This window comes from Longispora albida DSM 44784 (assembly GCF_000379825.1).
In the GTDB taxonomy this organism is placed as follows: Bacteria; Actinomycetota; Actinomycetes; order Mycobacteriales; family Micromonosporaceae; genus Longispora; species Longispora albida.
In genome coordinates this window covers 159,454-181,220 of sequence record NZ_KB903814.1, presented here as the reverse complement: position 1 = coordinate 181,220, position 21,767 = coordinate 159,454, and the positions used below count along the sequence as shown (strand labels likewise).

19 protein-coding genes and 1 tRNA gene are annotated in these 21,767 nt (G+C 66.1%); 11 read left to right on the top strand and 9 right to left on the bottom strand.

The window, feature by feature from the left end; genetic code table 11:
- Positions 1–10 precede the first annotated feature (10 nt).
- From A3G1_RS33235 to A3G1_RS0105110, 6 genes are all read right to left on the bottom strand, one after another.
- The gene (locus A3G1_RS33235) at positions 11–469 is read right to left on the bottom strand and encodes a flavin reductase family protein (RefSeq protein ID WP_281167826.1); all 459 of its coding nucleotides are present in this window, start codon (positions 467–469) and stop codon (positions 11–13) included.
- A gap of 55 nt (positions 470–524) precedes the next feature.
- The gene (locus A3G1_RS0105130; RefSeq protein ID WP_083936755.1) at positions 525–1,433 is read right to left on the bottom strand and encodes a cupin-like domain-containing protein; all 909 of its coding nucleotides are present in this window, start codon (positions 1,431–1,433) and stop codon (positions 525–527) included.
- A complete protein-coding gene (locus tag A3G1_RS0105125; RefSeq protein WP_018348396.1) occupies positions 1,430–2,377 on the bottom strand; it encodes a beta-ketoacyl-[acyl-carrier-protein] synthase family protein in 948 nt (315 codons plus the stop codon). The genes A3G1_RS0105130 and A3G1_RS0105125 overlap by 4 nt, the downstream gene beginning before the upstream one ends.
- Positions 2,378–2,609: 232 nt before the next feature.
- Positions 2,610–3,845 carry a condensation domain-containing protein gene (locus tag A3G1_RS0105120; RefSeq protein WP_157640921.1) on the bottom strand — a complete coding sequence of 412 codons (1,236 nt, stop codon included), beginning with the start codon at positions 3,843–3,845 and terminating at the stop codon, positions 2,610–2,612.
- An 80-nt stretch (positions 3,846–3,925) separates the two neighbouring features.
- Positions 3,926–4,183, bottom strand: a complete 258-nt coding sequence (locus A3G1_RS0105115; RefSeq protein ID WP_018348394.1) for a phosphopantetheine-binding protein — start codon at positions 4,181–4,183, stop codon at positions 3,926–3,928.
- A gap of 70 nt (positions 4,184–4,253) precedes the next feature.
- On the bottom strand, positions 4,254–5,444 hold the full coding sequence (locus A3G1_RS0105110) for an acyl-CoA dehydrogenase family protein (RefSeq protein WP_018348393.1): 1,191 nt from the start codon (positions 5,442–5,444) through the stop codon (positions 4,254–4,256).
- A 956-nt stretch (positions 5,445–6,400) separates the two neighbouring features.
- Between A3G1_RS0105110 and A3G1_RS0105105 the strand changes: the two genes are divergently transcribed.
- The 10 genes from A3G1_RS0105105 (at position 6,401) to A3G1_RS0105060 (ending at position 18,599) form a co-directional block, all read left to right on the top strand.
- Positions 6,401–7,510 (top strand): hypothetical protein, encoded by a 1,110-nt coding sequence (locus A3G1_RS0105105; RefSeq protein WP_040477660.1) that lies wholly within the window; start codon positions 6,401–6,403, stop codon positions 7,508–7,510.
- Between the two features lies 1 nt (position 7,511).
- On the top strand, positions 7,512–8,225 hold the full coding sequence (locus A3G1_RS0105100; protein WP_157640920.1) for a nucleoside monophosphate kinase: 714 nt from the start codon (positions 7,512–7,514) through the stop codon (positions 8,223–8,225).
- Positions 8,222–9,013, top strand: coding sequence for a hypothetical protein (locus tag A3G1_RS0105095; RefSeq protein WP_018348390.1), 792 nt, complete (start codon positions 8,222–8,224; stop codon positions 9,011–9,013). The genes A3G1_RS0105100 and A3G1_RS0105095 overlap by 4 nt, the downstream gene beginning before the upstream one ends.
- On the top strand, positions 9,007–10,065 hold the full coding sequence (gene pyk / locus A3G1_RS0105090; RefSeq protein ID WP_018348389.1) for a pyruvate kinase: 1,059 nt from the start codon (positions 9,007–9,009) through the stop codon (positions 10,063–10,065). Before A3G1_RS0105095 ends, pyk begins: the two co-directional genes overlap by 7 nt.
- Positions 10,055–11,236: a nucleotidyltransferase family protein gene (locus A3G1_RS0105085; RefSeq protein ID WP_018348388.1), complete on the top strand. Its 1,182-nt coding sequence runs from the start codon at positions 10,055–10,057 to the stop codon at positions 11,234–11,236. Before pyk ends, A3G1_RS0105085 begins: the two co-directional genes overlap by 11 nt.
- Before the next feature lie 32 nt (positions 11,237–11,268).
- Positions 11,269–13,020 (top strand): ABC transporter ATP-binding protein, encoded by a 1,752-nt coding sequence (locus A3G1_RS0105080; protein ID WP_026211825.1) that lies wholly within the window; start codon positions 11,269–11,271, stop codon positions 13,018–13,020.
- A complete protein-coding gene (locus A3G1_RS0105075) occupies positions 13,017–14,882 on the top strand; it encodes an ABC transporter ATP-binding protein (protein WP_018348386.1) in 1,866 nt (621 codons plus the stop codon). Before A3G1_RS0105080 ends, A3G1_RS0105075 begins: the two co-directional genes overlap by 4 nt.
- Positions 14,883–14,965: 83 nt before the next feature.
- Positions 14,966–16,540 (top strand): amino acid adenylation domain-containing protein, encoded by a 1,575-nt coding sequence (locus A3G1_RS33230; protein WP_051110430.1) that lies wholly within the window; start codon positions 14,966–14,968, stop codon positions 16,538–16,540.
- Positions 16,533–17,993 (top strand): aminotransferase class I/II-fold pyridoxal phosphate-dependent enzyme, encoded by a 1,461-nt coding sequence (locus A3G1_RS33225; RefSeq protein ID WP_018348384.1) that lies wholly within the window; start codon positions 16,533–16,535, stop codon positions 17,991–17,993. The genes A3G1_RS33230 and A3G1_RS33225 overlap by 8 nt, the downstream gene beginning before the upstream one ends.
- 60 nt (positions 17,994–18,053) lie before the next feature.
- Positions 18,054–18,599 (top strand): 3'-5' exonuclease, encoded by a 546-nt coding sequence (locus A3G1_RS0105060; RefSeq protein ID WP_018348383.1) that lies wholly within the window; start codon positions 18,054–18,056, stop codon positions 18,597–18,599.
- Positions 18,600–18,604: 5 nt separating this feature from the next.
- Here the strand turns inward: A3G1_RS0105060 and A3G1_RS40330 are convergent.
- The 3 genes from A3G1_RS40330 to A3G1_RS0105050 all read right to left on the bottom strand — a co-directional run bounded on the left by A3G1_RS40330 (position 18,605) and on the right by A3G1_RS0105050 (position 20,697).
- Positions 18,605–18,693, bottom strand: a tRNA-Arg gene (locus A3G1_RS40330).
- A gap of 76 nt (positions 18,694–18,769) precedes the next feature.
- Entirely contained in the window at positions 18,770–20,359 is a 1,590-nt protein-coding gene (locus A3G1_RS0105055) for a hypothetical protein (RefSeq protein ID WP_157640918.1), read from the bottom strand.
- Complete coding sequence (locus A3G1_RS0105050) at positions 20,356–20,697, bottom strand: hypothetical protein (protein ID WP_018348381.1); 342 nt, start codon at positions 20,695–20,697, stop codon at positions 20,356–20,358. Before A3G1_RS0105050 ends, A3G1_RS0105055 begins: the two co-directional genes overlap by 4 nt.
- A gap of 161 nt (positions 20,698–20,858) precedes the next feature.
- On the opposite strand from A3G1_RS0105050, the gene A3G1_RS41120 reads away from it, so the two are divergent.
- On the top strand, positions 20,859–21,767 hold the full coding sequence (locus A3G1_RS41120; protein WP_018348380.1) for a hypothetical protein: 909 nt from the start codon (positions 20,859–20,861) through the stop codon (positions 21,765–21,767).

Genomic DNA, 21,767 nt, shown 5'->3' with positions numbered 1-21,767 from the left:
AGGGGCATGCTCAGATCTGCACGTGGGCCCGGGCGAGCCGCCAGTCGAACTGGCGCCGGTAGTAGACCAGGGGATCGCCTGCGTGAGCACTCATCCGGAGGATCTCTCCGATGACCACGGCATGGTCACCGTGCGGAAAAGTACCCGCCCTGGCGCAGGCGAAAAACACCGGCGGAGCGGCTAGCCGGGGCAAGCCGCCTTCCCAGCGCCAGGCCAGATCGGTGAACCGGTCAGTGTGTGGATCCGCGAACGTGCGGGCGATCGCCTCGTGTTCGGCGCCGAGAAGGTGTACCGCAAACCTCGTGCACTGCACGAATGTGTCGTAGGAGGCGCGCTGGTCGCCAATCGAGAACAGGACCGATGGCGGACTCACGCTGTAGGAACTGAGCGATGAGACGAGCAGTCCGCACGGCTGCCCGCTGGGCTGCCGTGCGGTCACGACTGCCAGCCCAGTGACGAATCGGCTCATCGCCTCGGTGAAGGAGCTGAGCGTTACCTGGTCAGCGTCATGTGCGCCTGCCATGTCAGTGGAGCCGCCTGGGATCGTCCAGGAGGATATGGCCGATGTCGGCCAGCTCGCTGGCTGGCGGCTCGTTCGTCAGGAACCTGAACCAGTTCCTCCAGCTGGCCAGATGGACGAAGTTCCATGTCAGGGTGATGCTGTCGGAGAGGGTGTCCACGTGGTGCAGCCAGCCGGCGGGAATGTATGCGATCTCTCCGGGATTCAGGACGTCCAGCACCGTAGGCTGAGCCTTGTCGAAGTCAGGGAACGCGGCTCGATCGGGATTCCTGATGTCCACGACGCGGCGGCCGCCGCTCGCTCCTCGCACGGCGTCGGTGGCAGGATCCATCAGCAGCGGCGTCTGGTCCGGCGAGTAGAGGACGAGTTGCTTCTGGCCGTGCAGCTGGCAGAGGACAGCGTCCGCCCCCCAGTAGTCGAGGTGCAGGTTGGTCGTTGCGCCCTTGCATGACAGATAGAGTGCCTTGGACGGCACTGTGGTCTCGCTCGGAACGTCGAGCGTCCTGCCCGGTGGGCAGAAGGGGAAGAGGTAGGAATCCGTTGGCAGGAAGTACGGATGACTCCACTGGGGTTGCAGCAGCTTGAACACCTCGTCCGCCCACGGGAACCTCTCCGCGTTCGGGACCGGTTGGTGCAGGGTGAACCAGCGCACGTAGCGAATGTCCGGCGGTGGTTCGGAGCCCATATAGGTGCGGATGTAGTCGCCCAGCTTCATGAGCTTGAGGAGGTCGAAGTAATGCCCGTACACAGGCACCTTCCAGTCTCCGTACTCCCGCGCGAAATAGTCCGGGGTCCATTGGCCGAACGCCGGCCAGTCTTCCATCGCGTCGGTGACAATGACTGGACGGCCGGCCTCTAGGTACCGGGTGACGAACTCCGTTGTCGCTATCCGGCTGACTCGTTCTGCTTTCATCGCGGTTCTTCCTCGAGCTTCACGTAACTGACCGGGGCGACGGACCACGACCGCGGGCTTATGGCGAGCAGCATCAGGAGGTCGCCGCTCCTGAGACCACCGGCTTCGGTCAGCGATGCCAGGCTGAGCAGTACGTCGGCGGAGAAGCAGTGGCCCACGTCAGGCAGCATCGGGCAGTAGATCTTGTCGAGGGGGAACCCGGCGGACATCGCGAGAAATGCTTGAGGCGAGCGGCCGTAGTAGCCGGGAAGCAGGTGCTGGAAATCGTCGCGCGACAGCGACATCGGCCGGATCGATCGCTCGATGGCACTTCTGACCGCCTCCGCAGTCGACTTCGCCACGAGTATCGGCCGCAACTTCGCTGTGCCGATGTCCAGCCTGGAGCTCGACGCCAGCCCCAGGAGATGGAAGCCGGACGCAGGCTTCCAGGAGCTGACCAGGCAGCTCGCGGCTCCATCGCTCAGCACGGTCTGGCCGTTGCCGAGGTAACGTGTTCCCGCCTTGACCCTGTCCGCGGTGACCAGCAGAACCGTCTCCGCCTCGCCTTCCGACAGCAGCGAACGTGCCAGGCGAAGTCCTGGCCCTAGGTTGCCGCAGCCCGAACCTCCTACGACCGTCACCGGAGTGGTGGGCAGGTCCAGCGCCAGCAGCAGATCCCAGGCGTCCGCTGTCACGGATTTGTCGGGGGCGGTGTCGGTGCAGTACACAACAGCGTCGACAGTTTTGTCCCCGAGTCCGGACATGGTCTTGCGTGCGCTGGCCGCGCCCAGTTCAATCGCGGACGAGCGGGTCACCCGGCAGTACGCCAAGCCCTGGGCGACCAGTACCTCCCGCTGCTCCTGGACGGACGCGTCGCCGGCATCGGCAATCGCCGTCTTGTGTCCTAGCTGGTAGCAGATCGAGGACAGGAACACCTCTGAACTGGCCGTTTCGATGAGGTCCATATCGATCACCTTGTCGCAGCTGAGGATCCTGGGGTGTGACGCGGGGGCAAGCCCCCGCGTCACACGTCATGCCTGCCGGTGGAACTACGGGCAGACGCTCTTACGCGGGCAGACGCTCTTACGCGGGCAAACCGACATGGTGGTCACCTCCTTTCGTCGTGTCGCCAGGCACTCGGCTCTGAGTGCTGCTACGGGGCAGGACGGCGGCAGAATGGTGCGCCTCGCCGCTGGCCTACCAGTTCGCCTCCTCAAGGAGGCTGCTCATGGGGCGTTCGGCACCGCTGTCCGCGAGGGTGTGCAGTTGCCGATCGAGCCAGGCCACGATCGCTCGCAGCGATGCGGGGCCAATGTGGTCGGTCATCACCCGGAAGTCGATCGCCAGCTGGTTGCGACCGTGTACCCGGACGTCCATCGTGAGCCCTACCTGCCAGGCGGCAGGCTGGACCCCGACGTCCTCTGGCACGATGGGCGACGTGGCTCCTGGGCGGAACTCGGTATCCGCATCGGGAGCGACGTAGTTGATGATGTTGCTGGACGCGAATTCGTGCCCCCGGCGCTTTCGGGTCAGATCCGCGATGGCGTCCACGTCGTAGCTGCCGTGTCGTAGTGCTCTTTGCCCAGCCCAGTGAACACGCTGGACATATCCGGAGAAGGTCTCATCCGCCGGATGGTCGAACCTCGGCATCGGGACGACCTGGTTCATCGTCGTGACGATCCCGCGCCAGCGTTTGTCGAAGCGATTGGCTGTCATCAGCATCAGCGGCTCGGACTGCGGGATGGGGACGCGGCTCATGACAACCAGGAGGAGCGCAACGACGACACTCTGCGGGCTGCTAGCGGTCAGCCGTGCGACTTCGTTGATGTTCGCCCTCAGCTCCGGATAGCTCAGGGTGGCCGAAATGCGATCCGCGACCACACCGAGGGCTGGCCGCGTAGGACCTTCTGGGGGCGGCAAGGTGTCCATCACCTGTTCCCAGTAGGTGACAGCACCGGACCGGCGCCCGTGCCAGGCGCTGGAACGCTGGAGGAGTGCGAGTTCCCGGGGCTGGAGTGTGTCAGGGGCTGCCTCGGGCGGTCCTGAAGTCAGCAGCTCGAGGAACTGTTCCTTGAGTAACTCCTGGGACCACTGATCGGCCACCATGTGATGCAGGGCGACCGCCAGGTAGTTGAGGCTGCCGGACTGGTCTCGCAGCACAGCACATGACCAGCCTGGGTGAGACTGGAGATCGAAAGGCTCGGCCGCAAGGTGGCGGGCGGCTTCAGTGGCTTCTGGCCACGAGCGCGCATTCGTTTCGATGATCCCTGCTCGCACGGGTTCCGATTCCCTCACGAGCTGCTGCGGAAGGGCGTTGTCCAGGTCAAAGATGGTGCGCAGAGCCTCGTGGCGCCGGGCGAGAGTGGTCAGGGCCAGGTTGACATGATCGATCGTCGTGCTCGGTAACTGCCAGAGGTGGAGTATCTGCACCATCCCTCGTGCCTCTGGGCGGAGGGTCTGCTCGGATCGCAGGAGGGAGAGCTGGCCATAGGTCATCGGTACCCAGGACCCGGTCATCCGGAGCACTCCGCCACGAGCTTCTCGACAACCGTCCACAGAGCCTCAGCGGAGGCGAAGGTTTCCGCGGTGAGTAGCTGGTCGGGGAACGCGATCCCCAGTCCTTCCTCCAGCTCCATCACCAGGCTTACCGTGCCGAGGGAGTCGAGGCCCAGGTCCACGAGGGACGCGGTGGACTCGATCGGGCCCTCGCTGAGCGGGAGATTGCGCTCGAGGATCTCGTTGAATTCGGCCGACGATTGCAGTGCGGGCACCGGTTCCCTCTCATCCCACCGGGCAGGCCGGCGTGTCGTACGGTGATGGCTGACTGACGGTGCTGGGGAATCACATGAGGTCGACCGGCGTGAGCGTCACATCCCGGTCGAGCAGTGTCAGGGTCCCGTTCATCGTCAGGAGGCGGTCGTTGCTGAAGTTCAGGCTCGCGGAGCGCAGATCCCGGAACACCCTCTCCAGGGGAAGCCCGGAGTTCCGCTTGTACCCTCCGAACAGCCCCGCGATCTGGACCAGCTTGTCGGCCGCGCTGAACGTCAGCTCGGACGCGATGACCTTGAGGTTGTTGAGGTGGATCTGAGTAGCTGTGCCGGCCAGTGACGTGCCTGCCCGGCGGTGGGCGAGCACCTCGTCCCTGACCGACCCCAGGTATGAGGCGACGAGCTCGATGTCGATCCTGGCGCGCGCTATCCGCTCGGCCGCCAAGTCCGAAGGGCGGTCCGCCCCCCGGGCCCGCAGCATGGTCAAGACACCGGAGAGCGCGCTGCGCGCCGAACCGAGCCATACTGCGGCCCAAGCGAGATGCCCGGCCGGGATCATGGATTCCACCGCGATCGTCTTGAACTCGCCGGGCGCGCCGATCACCTGGTGGGGCGCAACGGATCCAGACAGCCTCATGCCACCGCTGTCCGTGCCGCGCATGCCGAGGGTGTCCCATGTGCCAAAAGGCTCCAGGCTCAGCTGCTCACGGTCGGCGTAGCAGAGTGTGACGCGATGATCGGCGGCGTCTAGTGATTCGCGCATAGTGATCAGAAACCCGTCGGCATGCATGCCCCCGGTCAGGATCGGGGTCTCGCGCTCTACACGCAGGTCGCCGGTGTTCGCAGTGATGGCAGCCTGGGCGCTGAGCAGATGAGCCGACTTGCCAGGCTCGGTCGTGACAGACGCCAGGTAGACGTCGCCCGCCGCGATGCGGGGTAGCAGCTCCTCGCGTAGCTTGGCCGAACCGAAACGTACGATGCAATCCACCTGCTGGATGTGCATGGCCCAGATCATCGCCGTTGACGCGCAGTTCGCGGCGAGCATGCCAGCGATGGCGATCATATCGCCGAGGTCGCCGCCCGGACCGCCGTACTCAGGCGGGACGAGGAGGCCCATGAGGCCACTGGCCCTGAACTCCTGGAGCGTTGCTACCGGAAAGCTGGCCAGCTGGTCTGTCTTCGCAGCCCTCTCCGCGATCGAAGGCAGGAGCGCCTGCACATGCGCATAGGTGGAGGTCAATGTCGTGGATTGCAGTCCGGGCATGGTGCCGCTCCGTTCGGTCGTCAGGTGCGCTCGGGGATGGCTGTGAGCAGGGTGGCCGCACTGGCGGCGCGCCCTGGGGGCAGCGATAGTCCTCGGCGTCTCAGCGGCGAACGTCGGGCCTTGATTGGGTCGCGAAACTGACCTGGCTGGATCTGGGCATGGCGCGACAGAAATTGTGACGCAGCATTGTCTCTCCCCGTTGGATGCGTCAGTGCAAGGGCATCAGAATGCTTGCCCCGCATAGATCGTCCATCTAACGGCACGACCGGATGGCTGTCAATGCCTGAATCCCGACGAGTGCCAACTTCCTGTTATGGCAGACGACGATGGAGGTGATGGTCCTATGGGGAGCCGGGGGGCGGATCCATCTTGGACGAAGCGGGTTGTCGTTCAGGGATCGGTGTGCATACCATCGGGGCGCACATGGTGTGTGATGTCGGGCTCTGGACCCTGCCGCTGGCGGGCGAGGCCCTCTCGTCCGAGGCTTTGACCTCGGCAAACCACTGTGAAACGGGGATACTGTGAAGATCATCAGCGAGTGTAGACAGTTCCGGTGCTGGAGCCCTGCGGGATCTCCGCAGCCTGCCGAGGGTCACCTGATCGCACCCTGATCCGGGTCAGGCAAGGCTCGGTTCCTGCTTTCTTTCGCCTCACTCTCACGCCGTTTTGACTTTTGGTCACGGCGCTATTTGGTGTGGCTTCATTCCATTCTTGTTGGCATCGAGAAAACCTATTCGTACGGGGCGAGGTGCGGTTTCATGCCAGTTTCATTGTTCAGGCAGGGGTCAGACTCAGGCACGCCTGATGACCTGCAACCGCTCGACGAATTTCGCGGAGAGATCATCGATGCTCTCCCGCGCTACACCGAGCATGGCCCGACCTTCGCGTCGACCTGTTACGTGTGGCCCTCCTCTGAGTGCCCGGTCGGCTGCGGGCACTGCAACTACGCCTCGCCGATGTCGCTGACCCGGCTAACCCGGTACAGCGTGGCCCGGGATCCCGCCCCGGTCATGCGGCTGATGAACGGCATGGGACTGTGGAAGGCCGTGCTGTCCGGCGGGGGCGAGCCGATGGTCGAGCCGGAGTTCTGCGAGCAGTTCGTCAACGAGATCGACTCCCCGAACCTGGAGGAGATCGAGCTCATCACCGCTGCGCACTTCGCAGAGGACGAGAAAGAGATGCGCCGTCGGGTACGCGCACTGGTCACCGCGTGGCGGACCCGCGCAGCCGGCCTGGCCCAGGCGAACTTCACCATCCGGATCAGCCTGGACTGGTTCCACGCCCAGCGGATCGGGGTGGAGCCGGCGGCCAGAGTGATCCGGATGCTGGGCGAGGACGACCTGCGGGACGTCGGCTGCTACATCCGGTCGGTACTGCTGGAGGACGACCTCACGATCGTGAAGCTCGCGGAGTCCCTCGGCGCGACGCTTTCCGAGATGAGTGACTACCAGCAGGAGATCCTCCTGCCCGACGGCCGCACGATCCTTGTGTACTTCAAGAACCTGATCGTCGACGGCCGGATGAACCAGCGGAAGCTGTCCCGCCTGCCGATCAGCCTGCCTACCCAGTCCAGGGCAGACGTCTTCGGTAAGCGGTTCGTGAACGAGGTCGGCAAGCAGGTGCCCGCCCGGACGTACAACGGACCCCAGGTCAAACACCTGGACGGCCTGGCCTGTCTGATCGATGACGACGGCAAGGTGCGGATCCTGGAGGGCAACGATCCCAACCGCTGCGCGGACGTGCGCAAGACGGACGACTGGCAGGAGGCCATCCAGTTCCTCTACGCCGACCCGCTCACCGTCTACCTGGTCGACAACGGGCCGCAGGAGCTGGCGAGCCTGCTGGCAGAGGCTTTCCCGGAGTCAGCACGCCTTGCTGCGGACACCAATCAGCTCTATCACCTCACCGAGTTGCTGCTGGCCAAGCCGGATCGTCGCCTCTACGCGACCTTGAGGGTGCTGGAGACGCATGCCGCGGAGGGGCGTATCTCTGTGGAGCAGGACCTGATGGAACGTGGCTGGGCCATGCTTGCCCAGCAGGGCGTCGATCTCTCGGGGCGGTCCTGAGGTGGCGGAACCACGCCAGCTGCTGATCACCCCGGTGACTGGCCCGCCAGGCGCGGGCAAGACGACAGCTCTGTTGTCCCTGGACCAGCAGCATCCCTGGCTGGCCAGGTTCGGGGTACGCGACTACGGGCTCTATCTGAGTTCGATTGGTGACCCACTGGGCCTCGAGTTGCGGGACACGTTACTGAAGCAGGAACTGCTGTCCAACGAGCTCGTGCTCCGGGAGTTCGTCCATTTCCTGCAGCGCGTTCCGTCCAGCGTCCTCGCGGTGGCAGTCGAGGGATATCCGCGGGATCTCGCGCAGTGCCATGATTTCGCCCAGGCGGTCCAGAGTGCGGGTGCGCGGATGGCGGCCTTCGTCTTCATCGAGGTGCCGGACTCCGTGGCGCGGGCACGCGTTGCCGTCCGCCGGCTCTGCCTGGCCTGTGGCCTGCCGCTGGACCTGGCAGTGACCGGAGCGTGCCTGGACTGTGGCGGGCCCGCAGGGCGGCGGGGCGATGACGACACGAGGAGATTCGAACAACGCTTGGCGGAGTATCGCGAGGTGAGCGCACCCGTACGGGAGCATTTCGCCGAGCGCGGTCACCTGCGGACGGTGGACGGGCAGCAGTCCTCGGCGCAGGTTCGCGAGACGCTGACCGCGTTGCTCTCTGCCGGGCGGAACCTCGAGCCGGAGAAGCGCGCAACGATGGTGAGCGGAGGAAGCCTCGCATGAGCGCCGGAACAGACATGATGGCTGTGCGCAGGGCGGCGCTCGACAGCCTGGCCGCTTTGCCGCTGCCAGCACAGGCTCCGTTCGCCAGGTTCCGGGTCGACCTCGCCGAACACCTGACGCAGGCAGAAGGGGTCCGCGTTCCTGCAAGCCTGGCCAGGGCCGTCGCCGCGCTCCTGATCCGCGATGGAGCTGACCCTGGCCCCGGGGCGGCCATTGTGACCGGAGTCGCCGAGTACTTCGACGTCGAGAACGCTCGGGTCTTTCACGAGGAGCTATTCCGCAGTGTGTGGGAGGTGTTCCGGTGTGAGGGCCTCCAGCGGCCAGCCCCGGCTGGTTTCAAGGTCAAGACCGGCACGATCTCCGACGGTTCGATCCCGCTGGAGCTCTACGGCAGCAGCTGGAGCTTCAAGCAGCTGCACATCGACCGGGACGCGCTCTTGTTCTCCCACCTCTACGGGCCGGTCACCGGCTTCGGGGGAGGTGACCTGCTTCTGGTTGACATCCGGCCCTACATGGCTGGCAGGTCGCTCGGGTTCGAAGATGTCTTCGAGTGGTCCGACGAGGCGACCGAAGGCAGCAAGCCGGTCCTCAGAGCTGAGCACCATGAGGCAGTGTGTGCCGAAGGCGGTGTCGTGCTGCCATCTGTCGGCCCGGATCAGATCGTGTTCGTCAACAATCTGCCCGGAGCTGGCATCCTGCACGGCGTCACCCCTGTCGTGGTGACAGATCCGGGGACGTTCCGCAGGGAGTACCACCGGTGCAGTGCGAAGGAGCTTGCGCCGTGCTGAACTCTGAGGCCGGGCGGGGCACGGCGATTATGGCGACGCTCGGTCCGATTAGCCAGAGCCGATCGTGCATCGAGGGCATGGTACGTGCCGGCCTGGACGTGGTCAGGCTCAGCCTGAGCAGCGGAACAAGGGACTGGCACGCTGCGGTGGCACGGCACGTACGTGAGGCCGCTGCCGCCGCAGGCCGCCCGGTCCAGCTACTCGCGGACCTGCAGGGCCGGAAGAACCGGCTCGGCGTTCTGCCTGGCGGGCGGGCGCAGTGGTCGGACGGGGAGGTCGTCACGCTGACGGTGTCCCGGAGCGAGGCGCACTCCCACCAGACATGGACTCTGTACCCGTGGCTGGTGGATCGGGTGCCCGCAGGAGGAAGGGTCCTCATCGACGACGGCGCCATCGTCCTCGATATCGTCGATGTCAGCCCAGCCGAGGTCAGATGCGTGGTGAGCCAAGGTGGGCTGGTCACGTCAGGGCGAGGGCTGTCGATGCCGGGATCGTCCAATGTGCTGCCTGGCCTTACGGACCGCGACGTGTCGGACCTTCGATTCGCACAGCAGCTCGGGGCCGACATCGTGGCGCTGTCCTTCGCCTGTTCTGCTGCCGACTACCACGAGCTGAGGTCCCTGGCGCCCCACCAGCTGCTGGTCGGCAAGGTCGAGCACCCGCAGGCACTGCGTGAGCTGGAGGACATGGCCGAGGCGTTTGATGGCCTGATGGTCGCGCGGGGAGACCTGGCGGTCGAGATCCCCTTCGAGGACGTGCCCTTCGTGCAGAAGCGGATTGTGGCAGAGTGTGCGCGAAGGCGTAAGTCATCCATTGTGGCTACTCAGCTTCTCCATTCCATGCGGGAGAGCCGGATGCCATCGCGGGCGGAGGTGTCGGATGTAGCCAATGCGGTCCTCGACGGTGCCAGTGCCCTTCTTGTGACCGGCGAGACAGGGTACGGCCTGCATCCGGTGCGTGTGGTGGAGGTGCTCCGCACGGTCATCAGGCGCGCGGAGCTGTATCTGGATCAATCGGGCAAACCAGTAAACGGGGGAACCAGTGTCGGATGACAAAGTCCTCGCGTGGAGTGGTCTGCGCGGACTGCGGCCCGAAGCCAGCCTCCTGCTGGCGTTGTCGCGGCTGCGGCTGACCGAGGCGCAGTGCGAGGAGGTGCACCAGTTCCTTGCGGAAAAAGGCCGTGACCTGGACTGGGGATACTTCCTCGACCAGACCAGCCGCCACGGGGTGTTACCGCTGGTTAGCCGCCATCTGACGCAGCTGAGGCTCGTGCATGACGCCGATGGCCGAACGCTGGCACCGTACCGCTGGATCTACGCGTATGCATATGAGGGAAACAAGCGCCGCAACCTGGCCATCGGAGACGAGTACTCCAAGGTAATCCGGGGTCTCAACAGGCGGGGCATCGAGTACGCGATTCGCAAGGGGCCGGTGCTGACTGAGGGTGTGTATCACGATCTCGGGCTCCGGCGGATGGGTGACCTGGACGTGCTGCTGCGCCCGGAGGCGCTCCCCGAGTTCACCGACATGGCCAGCGAGCTGGGCTACGAGCAAGGGCACCTGTCGCGGAACGCAGAGCGCGTTGTGCCCTTCGACCGGCGGACTCAGCTGACCTGGAAGATCAACCTGGCGAACTCCACGCTGCCGTTCCTCAAGCCCGCCCAGCGCGACGACGTCGAGACCTTCGTCCTTGACCCCTGCTTCGCGCTGTTCCAGCCGAGATCGGGTATCACCGCTGACGTAGGGGACTTCCTGACCCGGGCGGTCAGGACTGTGGCCTTCGGTACGCCGGCGTGGATGCTGGAGCCCGTAGACCAGATCATCGACATGTGCGTGCAGGCCCATGTCGAGGCGACGACGCTCATGTACATCGAGATGGGCAAGGACTTGACCGTGCTGAAGTTCCTTGACCTTGTGGAGTTGCTGCGGAAACAAGACGCTGGCTGCCTGGAGCGGCTGGCGGCCCAGGTTCGGGAGTACGGCTGTGAGGACAGCGTCAGCTACGCGCTGCACCACGCTGCGCTGTTGTATCCGGGCGAGATCGACACGAACCTCCTATCCGAGTTCGTGCCCAGGGATCCCGCCCTCCTGGATACCTACGGGGTCCTGGACGGGGCACCCCAGCGCTGGGACCGTGACTTCGCCGATCGCCTGTTCGGCGCACCCAGGTGGCGTTCGCTGACCTCTCGCAGCACGGTCCCCGGGCCTCGCGCTGTGGTCTGACTGGCGTTGGCGAGAACACTCCGAAAGGGAATATGACCGTGGCATCGGCTGAAGCCCTGATTCCATTGCTCCGTGCGCAGCTGGCTCCGTACCGCCGCCGCATTCTGCTGCTCCTGGCACTACAGGTCGCACAGGGAGCAGCCGTGCTGTACCTGCCGACGCTGAACGCCGACATTGTGGACAACGGGCTGCTCAAGGGCGATACGGGATACATCCTTCGCCTGGGAGGCGCGATGCTCGCGGTAACAGTTGTTCAGGTGGCCTGCACAGTGGGTGCTGTGTGGTGCGGCGCATGGGTTTCGGCTGCGGTCGGCCGGGACCTCCGGACGAAGATCTTCGACCGGGTGCAGACCTACTCCTCAAGGGAGGTCGCGCAGTTCGGCACGTCCTCCCTACTCACCCGCACGACCAACGACGTTCAGCAGGTTCAGTCGCTGGTACTGGCGAGTTTCACGATGCTGGTGCTGGCGCCGATCATGGGCCTTGGCGGGGTAGTCCTGGCGTTCAGCCAGGACGTGCTCCTGGCGCTCGCCCTTCTCGTCGTTGTGCCTGCTCTCGCTGGACTCATGTACCTGATCGTCAGGGCTCTGCAGCCGATCTTCCGGACGATGCAGCGCAGGGTGGACACGGTCAACCGGGTGCTCCGCGAGCAGATCAGCGGGATCAGGGTGATCCGAGCGTTCACCAGGGACGAGTTCGAGGAGCGGCGCTTCGCCGAGGTGAACGGCGGGCTGAGGGATGTGTCGCTTAGGGCCGGTCGCCTGACCAGCCTCATGTTCCCGCTGTCGGCAACCGTGGTGAACCTGTTCAGCGTGCCACTGGTCTGGCTCGGGGCCCTCCGGATCGACGGTGGCTACATGCAAGTCGGCGCACTCACGGCGTTCCTCGGCTATCTCACTGTCATTCTTGTCGCGGTGACCACAGCGACCTTCATGCTCATGATGGTGCCTCGCGCTGAAGTGTGCGCCGAGCGGATCTCCGAGGTGCTCGGCACTGAGTCGAGCCTGATCCCGCCTGCCGACCCCGTGCGCCAGCTACCGGAGCCCGGATATCTGGAACTGGCGGATGTCGAGTTCAGGTATCCAGGCGCTCAGGATCCGATTCTGCGAGGCATCAACCTGGTGGCCCGGCCCGGGCGGACCACCGCTCTGATCGGCTCGACTGGGAGCGGGAAGAGCACCTTGATCGGGCTCGTTCCCCGGCTGGCCGATCCCACCGGCGGTCAGGTACTGGTCGGCGGAGTGGATGTCCGGAACCTGGACCCCGGAGTACTGGCCTCAACGGTTGGCATAGTGCCGCAGGCCCCCCGCCTGTTCGCTGGCACGATCGCCTCCAATCTGAGATTTGGCCGGCCAGAAGCCACCGACACCGAGTTGTGGCGGGCACTGGAGGTCGCGCAGGCCCGGGAGTTCGTCGAAGAGCTCGACGGTGGCCTGTCCGCCCAGGTTTCCCAGGGCGGTACGAACCTGTCGGGTGGTCAGCGCCAGCGCCTGGCCATCGCGAGGGTCCTCATCCGGCGACCTCAGATCTACCTGTTTGACGACTCGTTCTCCGCCCTTGACTACTCGACAGACGCCCGGGTGCGTGCAGCGCTCGCAGCCGAGGTCGCGGAAGCCACCGTCGTGGTGGTCGCCCAGCGGATCAGCACGATCCGAGACGCCGATCAGATCATTGTTCTTGAATCCGGTGAGGTCGTGGCGGCAGGCACCCATGATGATCTGCTGGCGAACAGCTCCGTCTACCGGGAGATAGTTCTCTCTCAGCTCATCGAGGAGGAAGCGTGACGGGCGAGTTCGGCAGCACCGGCCGGAGGCTGCTGGCCAAAGTCCGGGTTCAACGGGCGTTCGCTGCCATGCTCGCGCTCGGCCTGGCAAGTATCACCCTGAACGTGATCGGCCCGCTGCTGCTGGGGCACGCCACGAACCTTGTCGTTGCTGGTGTGCTCGGCCAGCAGACTGAGGCGGGGACTTCCAAAGCCGAGGCGATCGCCAAGCTCGAACGGCAGGGGCACGACGCTCTGGCAGGATTGCTACGGTCCACAGATTTCGTACCTGGGCAGGATATCGACCTGGCGGCCGTGGGCTGGGTGCTGCTGATCGCGCTGCTCACGTACGGCCTGTCGGGGCTGTGCTGGATCGCCCAGGGGCGGCAGGCGACCAAAGCCATCCAGCAGTCCGCCCACCAGCTGAGGGCAGAGGTGCAGGCCAAGCTGAGCCGGCTGCCCTTGTCCTATTTCGACGCGAGCAAGCGCGGCGAGGTGCTCAGCCGGGCGACCAACGACATCGACAACGTGGTGCAGACCCTCCAGCAGACAATGAGCCAGCTGAGCAACTCGCTGCTTCTCATCGCTGGTGTGGTGGCGATGATGTTCTGGATCTCGCCCGTGCTGTCCCTGATCGCGATGATCGCGGTTCCAGGAGCGATTGTCCTCACCACGGTGCTGGGGAAACGGGCCAAGCCTCAGTTCGATCGCCAGTGGAAGGCGATCGGTGAGGTGAACGCGCACGTGGAGGAGGCCTATGCCGGACTCCCTCTGATCCGGGCCTTCGGCCATGTGGAACCCTCGGCGGAGGAGTTCCGCAAGCACAACGAGGCAGCCTTCCAGTCCAGTTACCGGGCACAGCTGTTCAGCGGTGCCATCCAGCCCATGATGAACTTCGTCAACAACATCGGGTACGTGCTGGTAGCCGTCGTTGGCTGCCTGAGGGTGATTTCCGGAACGTTGTCCGTCGGAGACGTGCAGGCGTTCGTGCAGTACTCCCGCCAGCTCAGCGGACCGCTGACGCAGGTGACGAGTCTGACCGGGCTCGTGCAGTCAGGAATCGCTTCTGCCAGGCGGGTTTTCGAGCTGCTTGACGCTTCCGAACTTGAACCGGATGGCAGTGCCACGCTGGCGCCCCAGGCGGTCAAGGGCAGGGTCAGTTTCGAAGCGATCTCCTTCCGGTACGAGCCGGACAGCCCGCTGATCGATGGCCTCTCGCTGGAGGCGCAGCCCGGCCAGACGGTCGCGATCGTCGGCCCGACAGGCGCGGGGAAGACCACGCTGGTCAACCTGCTGATGCGCTTCTACGAACTCACGGGAGGCCGCATCACCCTCGACGGTGTCGACATCGCGAGCCTCTCCCGCCAGCAGCTGCGGTCAGCAGTTGGCATGGTGCTGCAGGAGAGCTGGTTGTTCGGAGGCTCTATCGCCGACAACATCGGGTATGGCCGCGAAGGTGCCAGCCGGGAAGAGATCGAAGAAGCGGCCCGCGCGGCGCATGCCGATCACTTCATCCGCACGCTACCGGACGGGTACGACACGGTCATCGATGACGAGGGGGGCGGGATCAGCGCCGGCGAGCGCCAGCTGATAACCATCGCGCGGGCTTTCCTCGCGGACCCGGCGATTCTCGTGCTCGACGAGGCGACCAGCCTGGTCGACTCCCGGACCGAGGTGCTCGTCCGCGAGGCGATGGACCGGCTGAGCCAGGGGCGGACGAGTTTCGTGATCGCCCACCGACTGTCGACGATCCGTGACGCCGACACGATCCTGGTCATGGAGAACGGAAGCATTGCCGAGCAGGGTACGCATCTCGAATTGCTTTCGGCGGATGGCGCCTATGCCCGGCTGTACAAGGCCCAGTTCGCAGCACCGGCTGTCTAGGCCGGACGACGGGAAAGGAAGAGAGCGTGAAACACGGGGGGCTGGCTAGTCTGCGGCTACATGAGGGGACCGGGCGCCTGGCAGTGGAACGGGCGCTGCGGAATCCGGTTCTGTTTGACATGAGCTGGGCCGGTGTCGCCGCACAGGTGACGCGCCGGGCCGCAGCCGAACCTGACCGGACAGCGGTGCTGGCGGACGACAGGCAGGTGAGCTACCAGGGTCTGTGCCATCGGGCCTGGCAGTTCCGGACGATCCTCCTGGACGCGGGATGCGGTGAGGGTGACCGGGTGGCGGTAGCCGGTGACCGCGGGGTGGACATCATCGCGGCTTTCCTCGCGGTGGAGAGCATCGGTGCCGTCTACCTGCCACTCGATCATGCCTGGCCAGCCGCCAGGATTGCCGGTGTGCTCCGCAGATCGGAGCCCTTTTGTGCGATTGGGCTCCGGGCAACAGGGGCTTGCGCGAGCACGCTTGCGTCAGCCTGCGCCGAGGCCGGGGTTTCCCTGCTCGCCGCACCCGGCAGCGAGGTTCCTCCGTCAGTGCCGGCTGTGCCGCGGTCCCCGGAGCCCGATGAACCGCGCTACGTGATCTACACGTCAGGCAGCACGGGCCAGCCCAAGGGCGCGGTGGCCACCCACCAGGGGATGGTCAATCATCTGCTGTCCATGGTCCGGACTCTCGGCCTCAGTGAGTCGGACACGATCGGGTTCAGCGCCTCACCCGGGTACGTTATCTCCATCTGGCAGATGCTCGCCGCACTGCTGGTCGGAGGCACCGTCGCGGTCGTCTCCGAGGCCGACACGCAGTTCGGGAGGCGCCTGGCCGGATGTCTTGCCCGGACCCAGACAACGGTGGCGGAACTTGTCCCCACGGTGATTGGCTGGCTGGCTGGTGAAGCGAGGAAACACTCAGCTGCCCTCCCCGACCTGCGATGCCTGATCTCGACAGGGGAGAAGCTCGACACGGGGCTGGCAGCCAGGGTGGCAGAGGTCTTCCCCGGTGTGGAGTTGTACAACGCCTACGGGTCGACCGAGTGCTCGGACGACGTGTCCCTGTACCGCTGCCAAGGCACGGACCTGGACCGGCCTCAGATTCCGGTAGGAACTCCTGTCCCCAACGCCGTGCTGTACCTGCTGGTGAACGAGGCGGGAGCGTGGCGCCCGGCTGACGCAGGAGAGACAGGCGAACTCTTTGTCGGCGGGGCCGGCGTCGGCCTGGGGTACCTGGATGATCCAGAACTGACCAGGGAAGCCTTCTTTGCCGACCCCTTCGATCCGGACTCGCCGACCGGGCGGCTCTATCGCACCAGGGATCTCGCCCGATTCGAGAACGGCCTCGCTCACTGCCTGGGCCGAGCCGATCGTCAGGTCAAGATCGCGGGTGTGCGTATCGAACTCGACGAGATCGAGGCCGTACTGACCCAGGTCCCGGGTGTGGAATGGTGCGCAGTGGTCGCAGAACAGCACAACGGTCAGCGGCAGCTGGCTGTCCACTACGTGGCCGAGGCGACCGTCGGGCAGGAAGTGCTCTATGCGGTGGTGCGCGAAAGGCTGCCGGCTGCGATGTTCCCGCGCCGCTGGGCACGGCTCGACTCCCTGCCGCGGAACAGCAGCGGGAAGGTCGACTACCGAGCGCTTGCTGGCCCGGTCCATGCATGACGAGACCTATGCGCCGTTCGCCGACGCTGTGTTGCGCGTGCAGTCCGCCGGTCGGCCGGCGGCTGACATCGTGTCATTCCATGCCCTGCCGTGGTCTCAGGGCCAGAGCGTCCGGGACAGTGGCCGGCTCCGCGACAAGTACTGGCAGATTTTCGGACCGGAGTTCCTTGCCTCCGAGATGACCTACTCCGGGGAGGTGCTGGACACCTTCTTCTATCCGTCAGGCCCGCTGGAGCTCGCCGAGCAGCTGGCCGCCGAGGCTTTCGGCAGCACGCACACGTTCTTCGGAACCTGCGGCACGACCCTGTCCAACCAGGTGGCCGTAGACACCTGGGACGGTGCCGGCCGCCGCTTTCTGGTGGACAGGACAGCGCACCACTCGCTCCACGTCGCGACTGCCCGTGCGAGAGCCTCGGTTGAATACGCGCCCAGCTTGGACGTTCGTCATCCAGTACGCCAGCCACTGCTGGATGTGCCGGGGATGCTCCGGCAGATGCGGGAGGCGGTCCAGGCGGGTGTCCCGTATGACACGGTGGTACTGGCGGGTTCGTCCTACGACGGGGTGCTGTACAACGTGCCCGCGATTCTGGCCGCCTGCCGGGAGGCCTCGCCGGAAACGACGAGCTTCCTGGTAGACGAGGCGTGGTCGGCGATCAACGCTTTCCACGGGGAACTTCGCCAGTTCAGCGGCCTTTCGGCGGCGGCGAACCTGGACATCGGGCGCGAGCGGGCGGGGATTCTGGTCACGCAGTCGGCACACAAGTCGATGAGTGCGGCCAGGCAGGGTTCCTACCTGCATGTTCTCGGAGACGAGCAGCTGGTCGCCTCGGTGCGTACCAGCCTGTACGGACGGCATTCGACCTCACCGAGCATTCCGATTCTGGCTTCTCTGGATCTGGCTCGGGCGCATGCTCAGGCCCAGGGCGAGCGAGCTGTCCGAAGGTCGATCGAACTCGCCCGGTACGTGTGTGAAACCATCGCGGTTGATCCGAAGCTCAAGGCATATTCGACGACCGATCCGTATTCGGCTACCGATCCCGGATGCCAGGGGTACTTCGCGGTGGATCCGACGAAGGTGCGGATCGATTCGACGGGGCTCAACCTCAACGGCGAACAGATGCGGACACGGCTGTTCCGTGACCATCGGATCTACGTGTCGCGCACGCTGCCAGGAGGCTTCCTGCTCAATATTCACATCGGCACAGATCTTCAGCAGGTCGACCGGCTGCTGGACGCGCTGCGTTTCATCGCACGCCGGGTCAATCGGCCCGTGCCCGATTGCCCCGACCATCTGACTGAGGGCAATGTGGACAGGCTCGTGGTTGCCTACCCGCCCGGAGTGCCGCTCGCAGTGCCGGGTGAGGCATGGACTGAACAGCACCAGGATCGCCTCGACACCCTGCGCGGTCAGGGCGGCACGTTTTACACCCTGCCGCTGTCGCCAGGTGGCTGATGGCAGCAGCCACACGAAAAATCGTTCTCAGCGGGAGGGCGCGGTCCCTACGATCACGTCGTGAACGACAACCTGATCAATGTCATTGACGTCGAAGCCACCTGCTGGACCGGTGACCCGCCGCCCGGCCAGGTCAGCGAGATCATCGAGATCGGGCTGTGCGTGGTGGACCTCGCCGCCGGCGAGCGGGTCAGCAAGCGCGGCATCTACGTCCGGCCGGCCAGATCCGAGGTGAGCGCCTTCTGCACGGAGCTGACCGGGATCACGCCGGCCCAGGCAGCCTCTGGTGTGAGCTTCGACGAGGCCTGCGCGCTGCTGCGCACCGAGGCCGACTCGCTGACCCGGCGGTGGGTGAGCTGGGGTGAGTACGACCGGCTCCAGTTCGAACGGCAGTGCCGCGGCCGGGGCACGTACCCCTTCGGGCAGCGGCACATCAACCTGAAGAAACTGTTCACCGAGGCGCACGGCCTGAAGAAGCGGCCGGGGATGTCCCGGGCACTCGGCATCGCGGGCCTGCCGCTGGAGGGCAGGCACCACAGTGGCGCCGACGACGCGTGGAACATCGGCGCCCTGCTGCTCCAGCTCCACACCGCCGGCCACCTGTGAACGAGCGGAGAGGGCAGGATTCGAACCTGCGGGGGTCTTGCGACCCCTCCGGGCCGGAGCCCAGATCCCGATAGGCCACTACGGGGACCTCTCCCAGTTCCTTGCTGTTTTCTTTCTGTACCCAGTCTGGCAGCCGCCCCTGATCGGGCACTGATCCACGGCTGACGAGGCTATGGCCCGGTCAGCCATTCCTCGACCACGCGCTCGGCCTCGCTGGTGAGGACGGCGAGAGCGTCGGGCCCGTTGCGCGCCACGTGCACGGAGACGAACTCGGTACACGTGTCGAGCACCAGATCGGAGAACCCTGGCAGGCCCGCGGCCCACGAGTGGAACGGCGTACCGGGCTCAGGCTGCCAGTTCTGCCGGAGCTGTACGAAGATCGGCGTGTCGCTCAGCACGATCCGCCGGCCGAACTCCGCCTTGACCAGATGGGCGAGGGCCTCCGGCGGCGGGCGCTCGGCGGCCAGGGCGGCGAGCGGCTCGCTGAGCGCGCGGACGGCTCGCCTCAGCGCCCTCGGCTCGGCCAGGGTCTCAGCAATGAGGGCGAGGACGTTGGCGAGCTGGCCGCCGATGTGCGCGGCCTCCAGGATGTCCACATAGGCCAGTTCGTGGCTGCCGGGATCGTCCACGTGGAAGTGGGGGCTGCCGGCGATGGTGCGTATGTAGTCGTCGAACGGCCGCTCGTGGATCTCGGCACTGACCGAGGCGAGGGCCAGCCGCTCGAAGGTGTTCAGGATCGGCGCGTCGAAGATCGGGTGCACCAGCTCACGCGGGCTGTCCGCCCGGACGGAGAGTTTCCGCAGGACGTTGTTCACCCGGGTGATGGGGTGCGGATGGCTCACCGGCGGGACGATGTAGTACGCCTCTTCGTACAGGTGGAGCGCGCCGAGGAACAGGTGCGCGCTCTGCGTGGCGAGGAACTCGCGGGACAGCGGGTTCTCGTCGTCCCACTCGATTTCCATCAGGGCGCGGGCCGCCAGGAGGTCGGCCGCCTCCTCGATGCCGTGCGAGTGGTCGCACTGCCCCGCGCTGACCTCCACGCCGCCGACACCCAGCCGGCGTCCTTCCGCCGCGTGGTGCCCCAGCAGGATGTGGGCTGCCTCGTGGGCGAGGATGAAGTACTGCGCCCGATCGGTGAAGTCGCCAGCGTGCAGGCTCATGGCGGTGGGCAGCAGTACCTGCACCGGGCGGCTCATGCGCCCGTTCCGCCGGATCATCCCGAGGGCCACGCGCAGTGACCTGGCGGCCATCTCCAGCCGGCCCTCCCGCAGGTTTCGCGGGGCTCCAGCCGGGCGCCAGGCCGGATCGGCGGTGCCAGGAGCCGGCAGCGGGTCCCACGCCACGACCATGAGCTTGACCAGGTGGTAGAGGAAGTCGTGGAAGAAGTTGTCGACCACGATCAGGTACTCGTCGCCTGCCCGGGTGCTGAACGCGCCGGGGACGCCGGAGGACAGCGTCTCCACCAGGATCGTGTCCAGCGTCTGGCTTGTGACCGCGTCGGGACGGATCCGGCGGTAGGCCCGGCAGACGGCCTCCCACAGGGAGTGGTTGTACTGGCGGCCGGGATCTCCGATGATCCGGTGGTTGGTGCCTGCGAGGAATTCGGCGAGCTCTGGCCATTCCTCGGGTGCCCACAGGCCCTGGTCGACATGCCTGCGGAGGTTGCCTGCGAGCCGCGACGCGTCGACGGTCTCCGGATGCACCTCCTGCCCCAGGCCCTCGGCCAGCATCGCGAACAGCCGGGCCGCCTCCCCGCTCATGCCGGCCCGCCTCCGCACAGCCTGTTCAGGCCGTACCTGACCAGGAGCGTGGCGACGGTGCACGCGGCCGGGGCTGAGGTGACGGACGCGACCAGGTCGGCGACGGCGGAGATCGTCGTGGCCACGTCGGCCTTGTCGGCTCGGAACGCCGTGATGGCCGGCGCCCCGCACACGGCAGCCCGTAGCCGGCCGAGGTTCGCCGTGAACCAGGCTCGGCCGAACGCCCGGCGTGCGGCCGGGTCCTGCGGGCCGACCCCGAGAGTCAGCTCACGGGACAGCAGCTCGAACAGGCTGTCCTCGTCGAGGTCGATCCGGCTGGCGATCTCGGTGTCCATCATGGCGCAATGATGACACGGAACAGTGATCAACTCCGATGTCCGTCAGGGTCCCTCAGGGGTGGCGTACCTCCGGTGGTGTAGGCCCGCTGACCTTCGCAGGGGGACGTTTTCGCTGCTCAGTGGGCTTAGCGTGCGCGGAAGACCTAACGGAGGAGTCTTTCGTGACCACGCTCGTCCCGGCCTGCTGGCAGGCTGTGCGCCCCCAGACCCCGCAACAGCGATTCCTGTACTGGGCCGGGTGGCTGCTCGTGGCCTCCGGCCTCCCGCACCTCCTGCTGGCCACAGTGGACGGATCATGGGCCGGGCCGGTGTCCTGGCGCAAGCCGGCCATCTTCGGCCTGTCGTTCGGGCTGACCCTGCTGTCGGCGGCCTGGGTACAGCGGGGACTGCCCGAGCGGCGGTGGGGCTGGATACCGGTGGGCCTGCTCGGTGGCGGGTCGGTGTTCGAGGTCGCCCTGATCACCATGCAGGCGTGGCGCGGCGTGCCCTCGCATTTCAACCCCGGCCCCGGGTTCGACGTGATCGTGTGGGGGCTGATGGCGCAGACGGTGTTCGCCGTCGTCCTCGCGCTGATCGTGCAGCTCGTGCGGGTCGCGGTGCAGTTCAGGGGCTCGGCGGCCGCGCGGGCCGGAGCCGCAGCCGGGCTGCTCGTGACGCTCGCCGCCGGCAAGATCGGGGCGGACCTGGCCGCGCTCGGCGAGCAGGTCGTCACGGCCACGGGCGGCGTACCGCACGAGGTGGTCATCGGGACAGAGGGCAGCGGGCGGCTCGCCCACGCCGTGGGCCTGCACGGGTTCCAGGTCCTGGCGGCGCTCGCCATCCTGCTCGAACTCGGGACGTTGACGGCCAGGGGGCGGCTGGGGACGATGCTGCTCGGTATCGCCGGGTACGGGGCGTTGTTCGCCGGGGTGTCGGTCACCGCCTACGCTGGCCGGCCGTGGACCGAGCCGGGCCTGCCGATCGGGGCGCTGAGCGTGGCCGGAGTCGTCGTGCTGCTCGTCGCTGGGGGAGTGACGGTCAGGGCGCTGAGAACCGCCACTCGCCAGGAACACGCGAGTGTGGTGGGCTAG

Coding starts and splice junctions, on each gene's coding strand:
- A3G1_RS33235 (WP_281167826.1), bottom strand. CDS start 469: ATGAGCCGATTCGTCACTGGGCTGGCAGTCGTGACCGCACGGCAGCCC.
- A3G1_RS0105130 (WP_083936755.1), bottom strand. CDS start 1,433: ATGAAAGCAGAACGAGTCAGCCGGATAGCGACAACGGAGTTCGTCACC.
- A3G1_RS0105125 (WP_018348396.1), bottom strand. CDS start 2,377: ATGGACCTCATCGAAACGGCCAGTTCAGAGGTGTTCCTGTCCTCGATC.
- A3G1_RS0105120 (WP_157640921.1), bottom strand. CDS start 3,845: ATGGTGCAGATACTCCACCTCTGGCAGTTACCGAGCACGACGATCGAT.
- A3G1_RS0105110 (WP_018348393.1), bottom strand. CDS start 5,444: ATGCCCGGACTGCAATCCACGACATTGACCTCCACCTATGCGCATGTG.
- A3G1_RS0105105 (WP_040477660.1), top strand. CDS start 6,401: ATGTCGCTGACCCGGCTAACCCGGTACAGCGTGGCCCGGGATCCCGCC.
- A3G1_RS0105095 (WP_018348390.1), top strand. CDS start 8,222: ATGAGCGCCGGAACAGACATGATGGCTGTGCGCAGGGCGGCGCTCGAC.
- A3G1_RS0105080 (WP_026211825.1), top strand. CDS start 11,269: ATGACCGTGGCATCGGCTGAAGCCCTGATTCCATTGCTCCGTGCGCAG.
- A3G1_RS33225 (WP_018348384.1), top strand. CDS start 16,533: ATGCATGACGAGACCTATGCGCCGTTCGCCGACGCTGTGTTGCGCGTG.
- A3G1_RS0105055 (WP_157640918.1), bottom strand. CDS start 20,359: ATGAGCGGGGAGGCGGCCCGGCTGTTCGCGATGCTGGCCGAGGGCCTG.
- A3G1_RS0105050 (WP_018348381.1), bottom strand. CDS start 20,697: ATGATGGACACCGAGATCGCCAGCCGGATCGACCTCGACGAGGACAGC.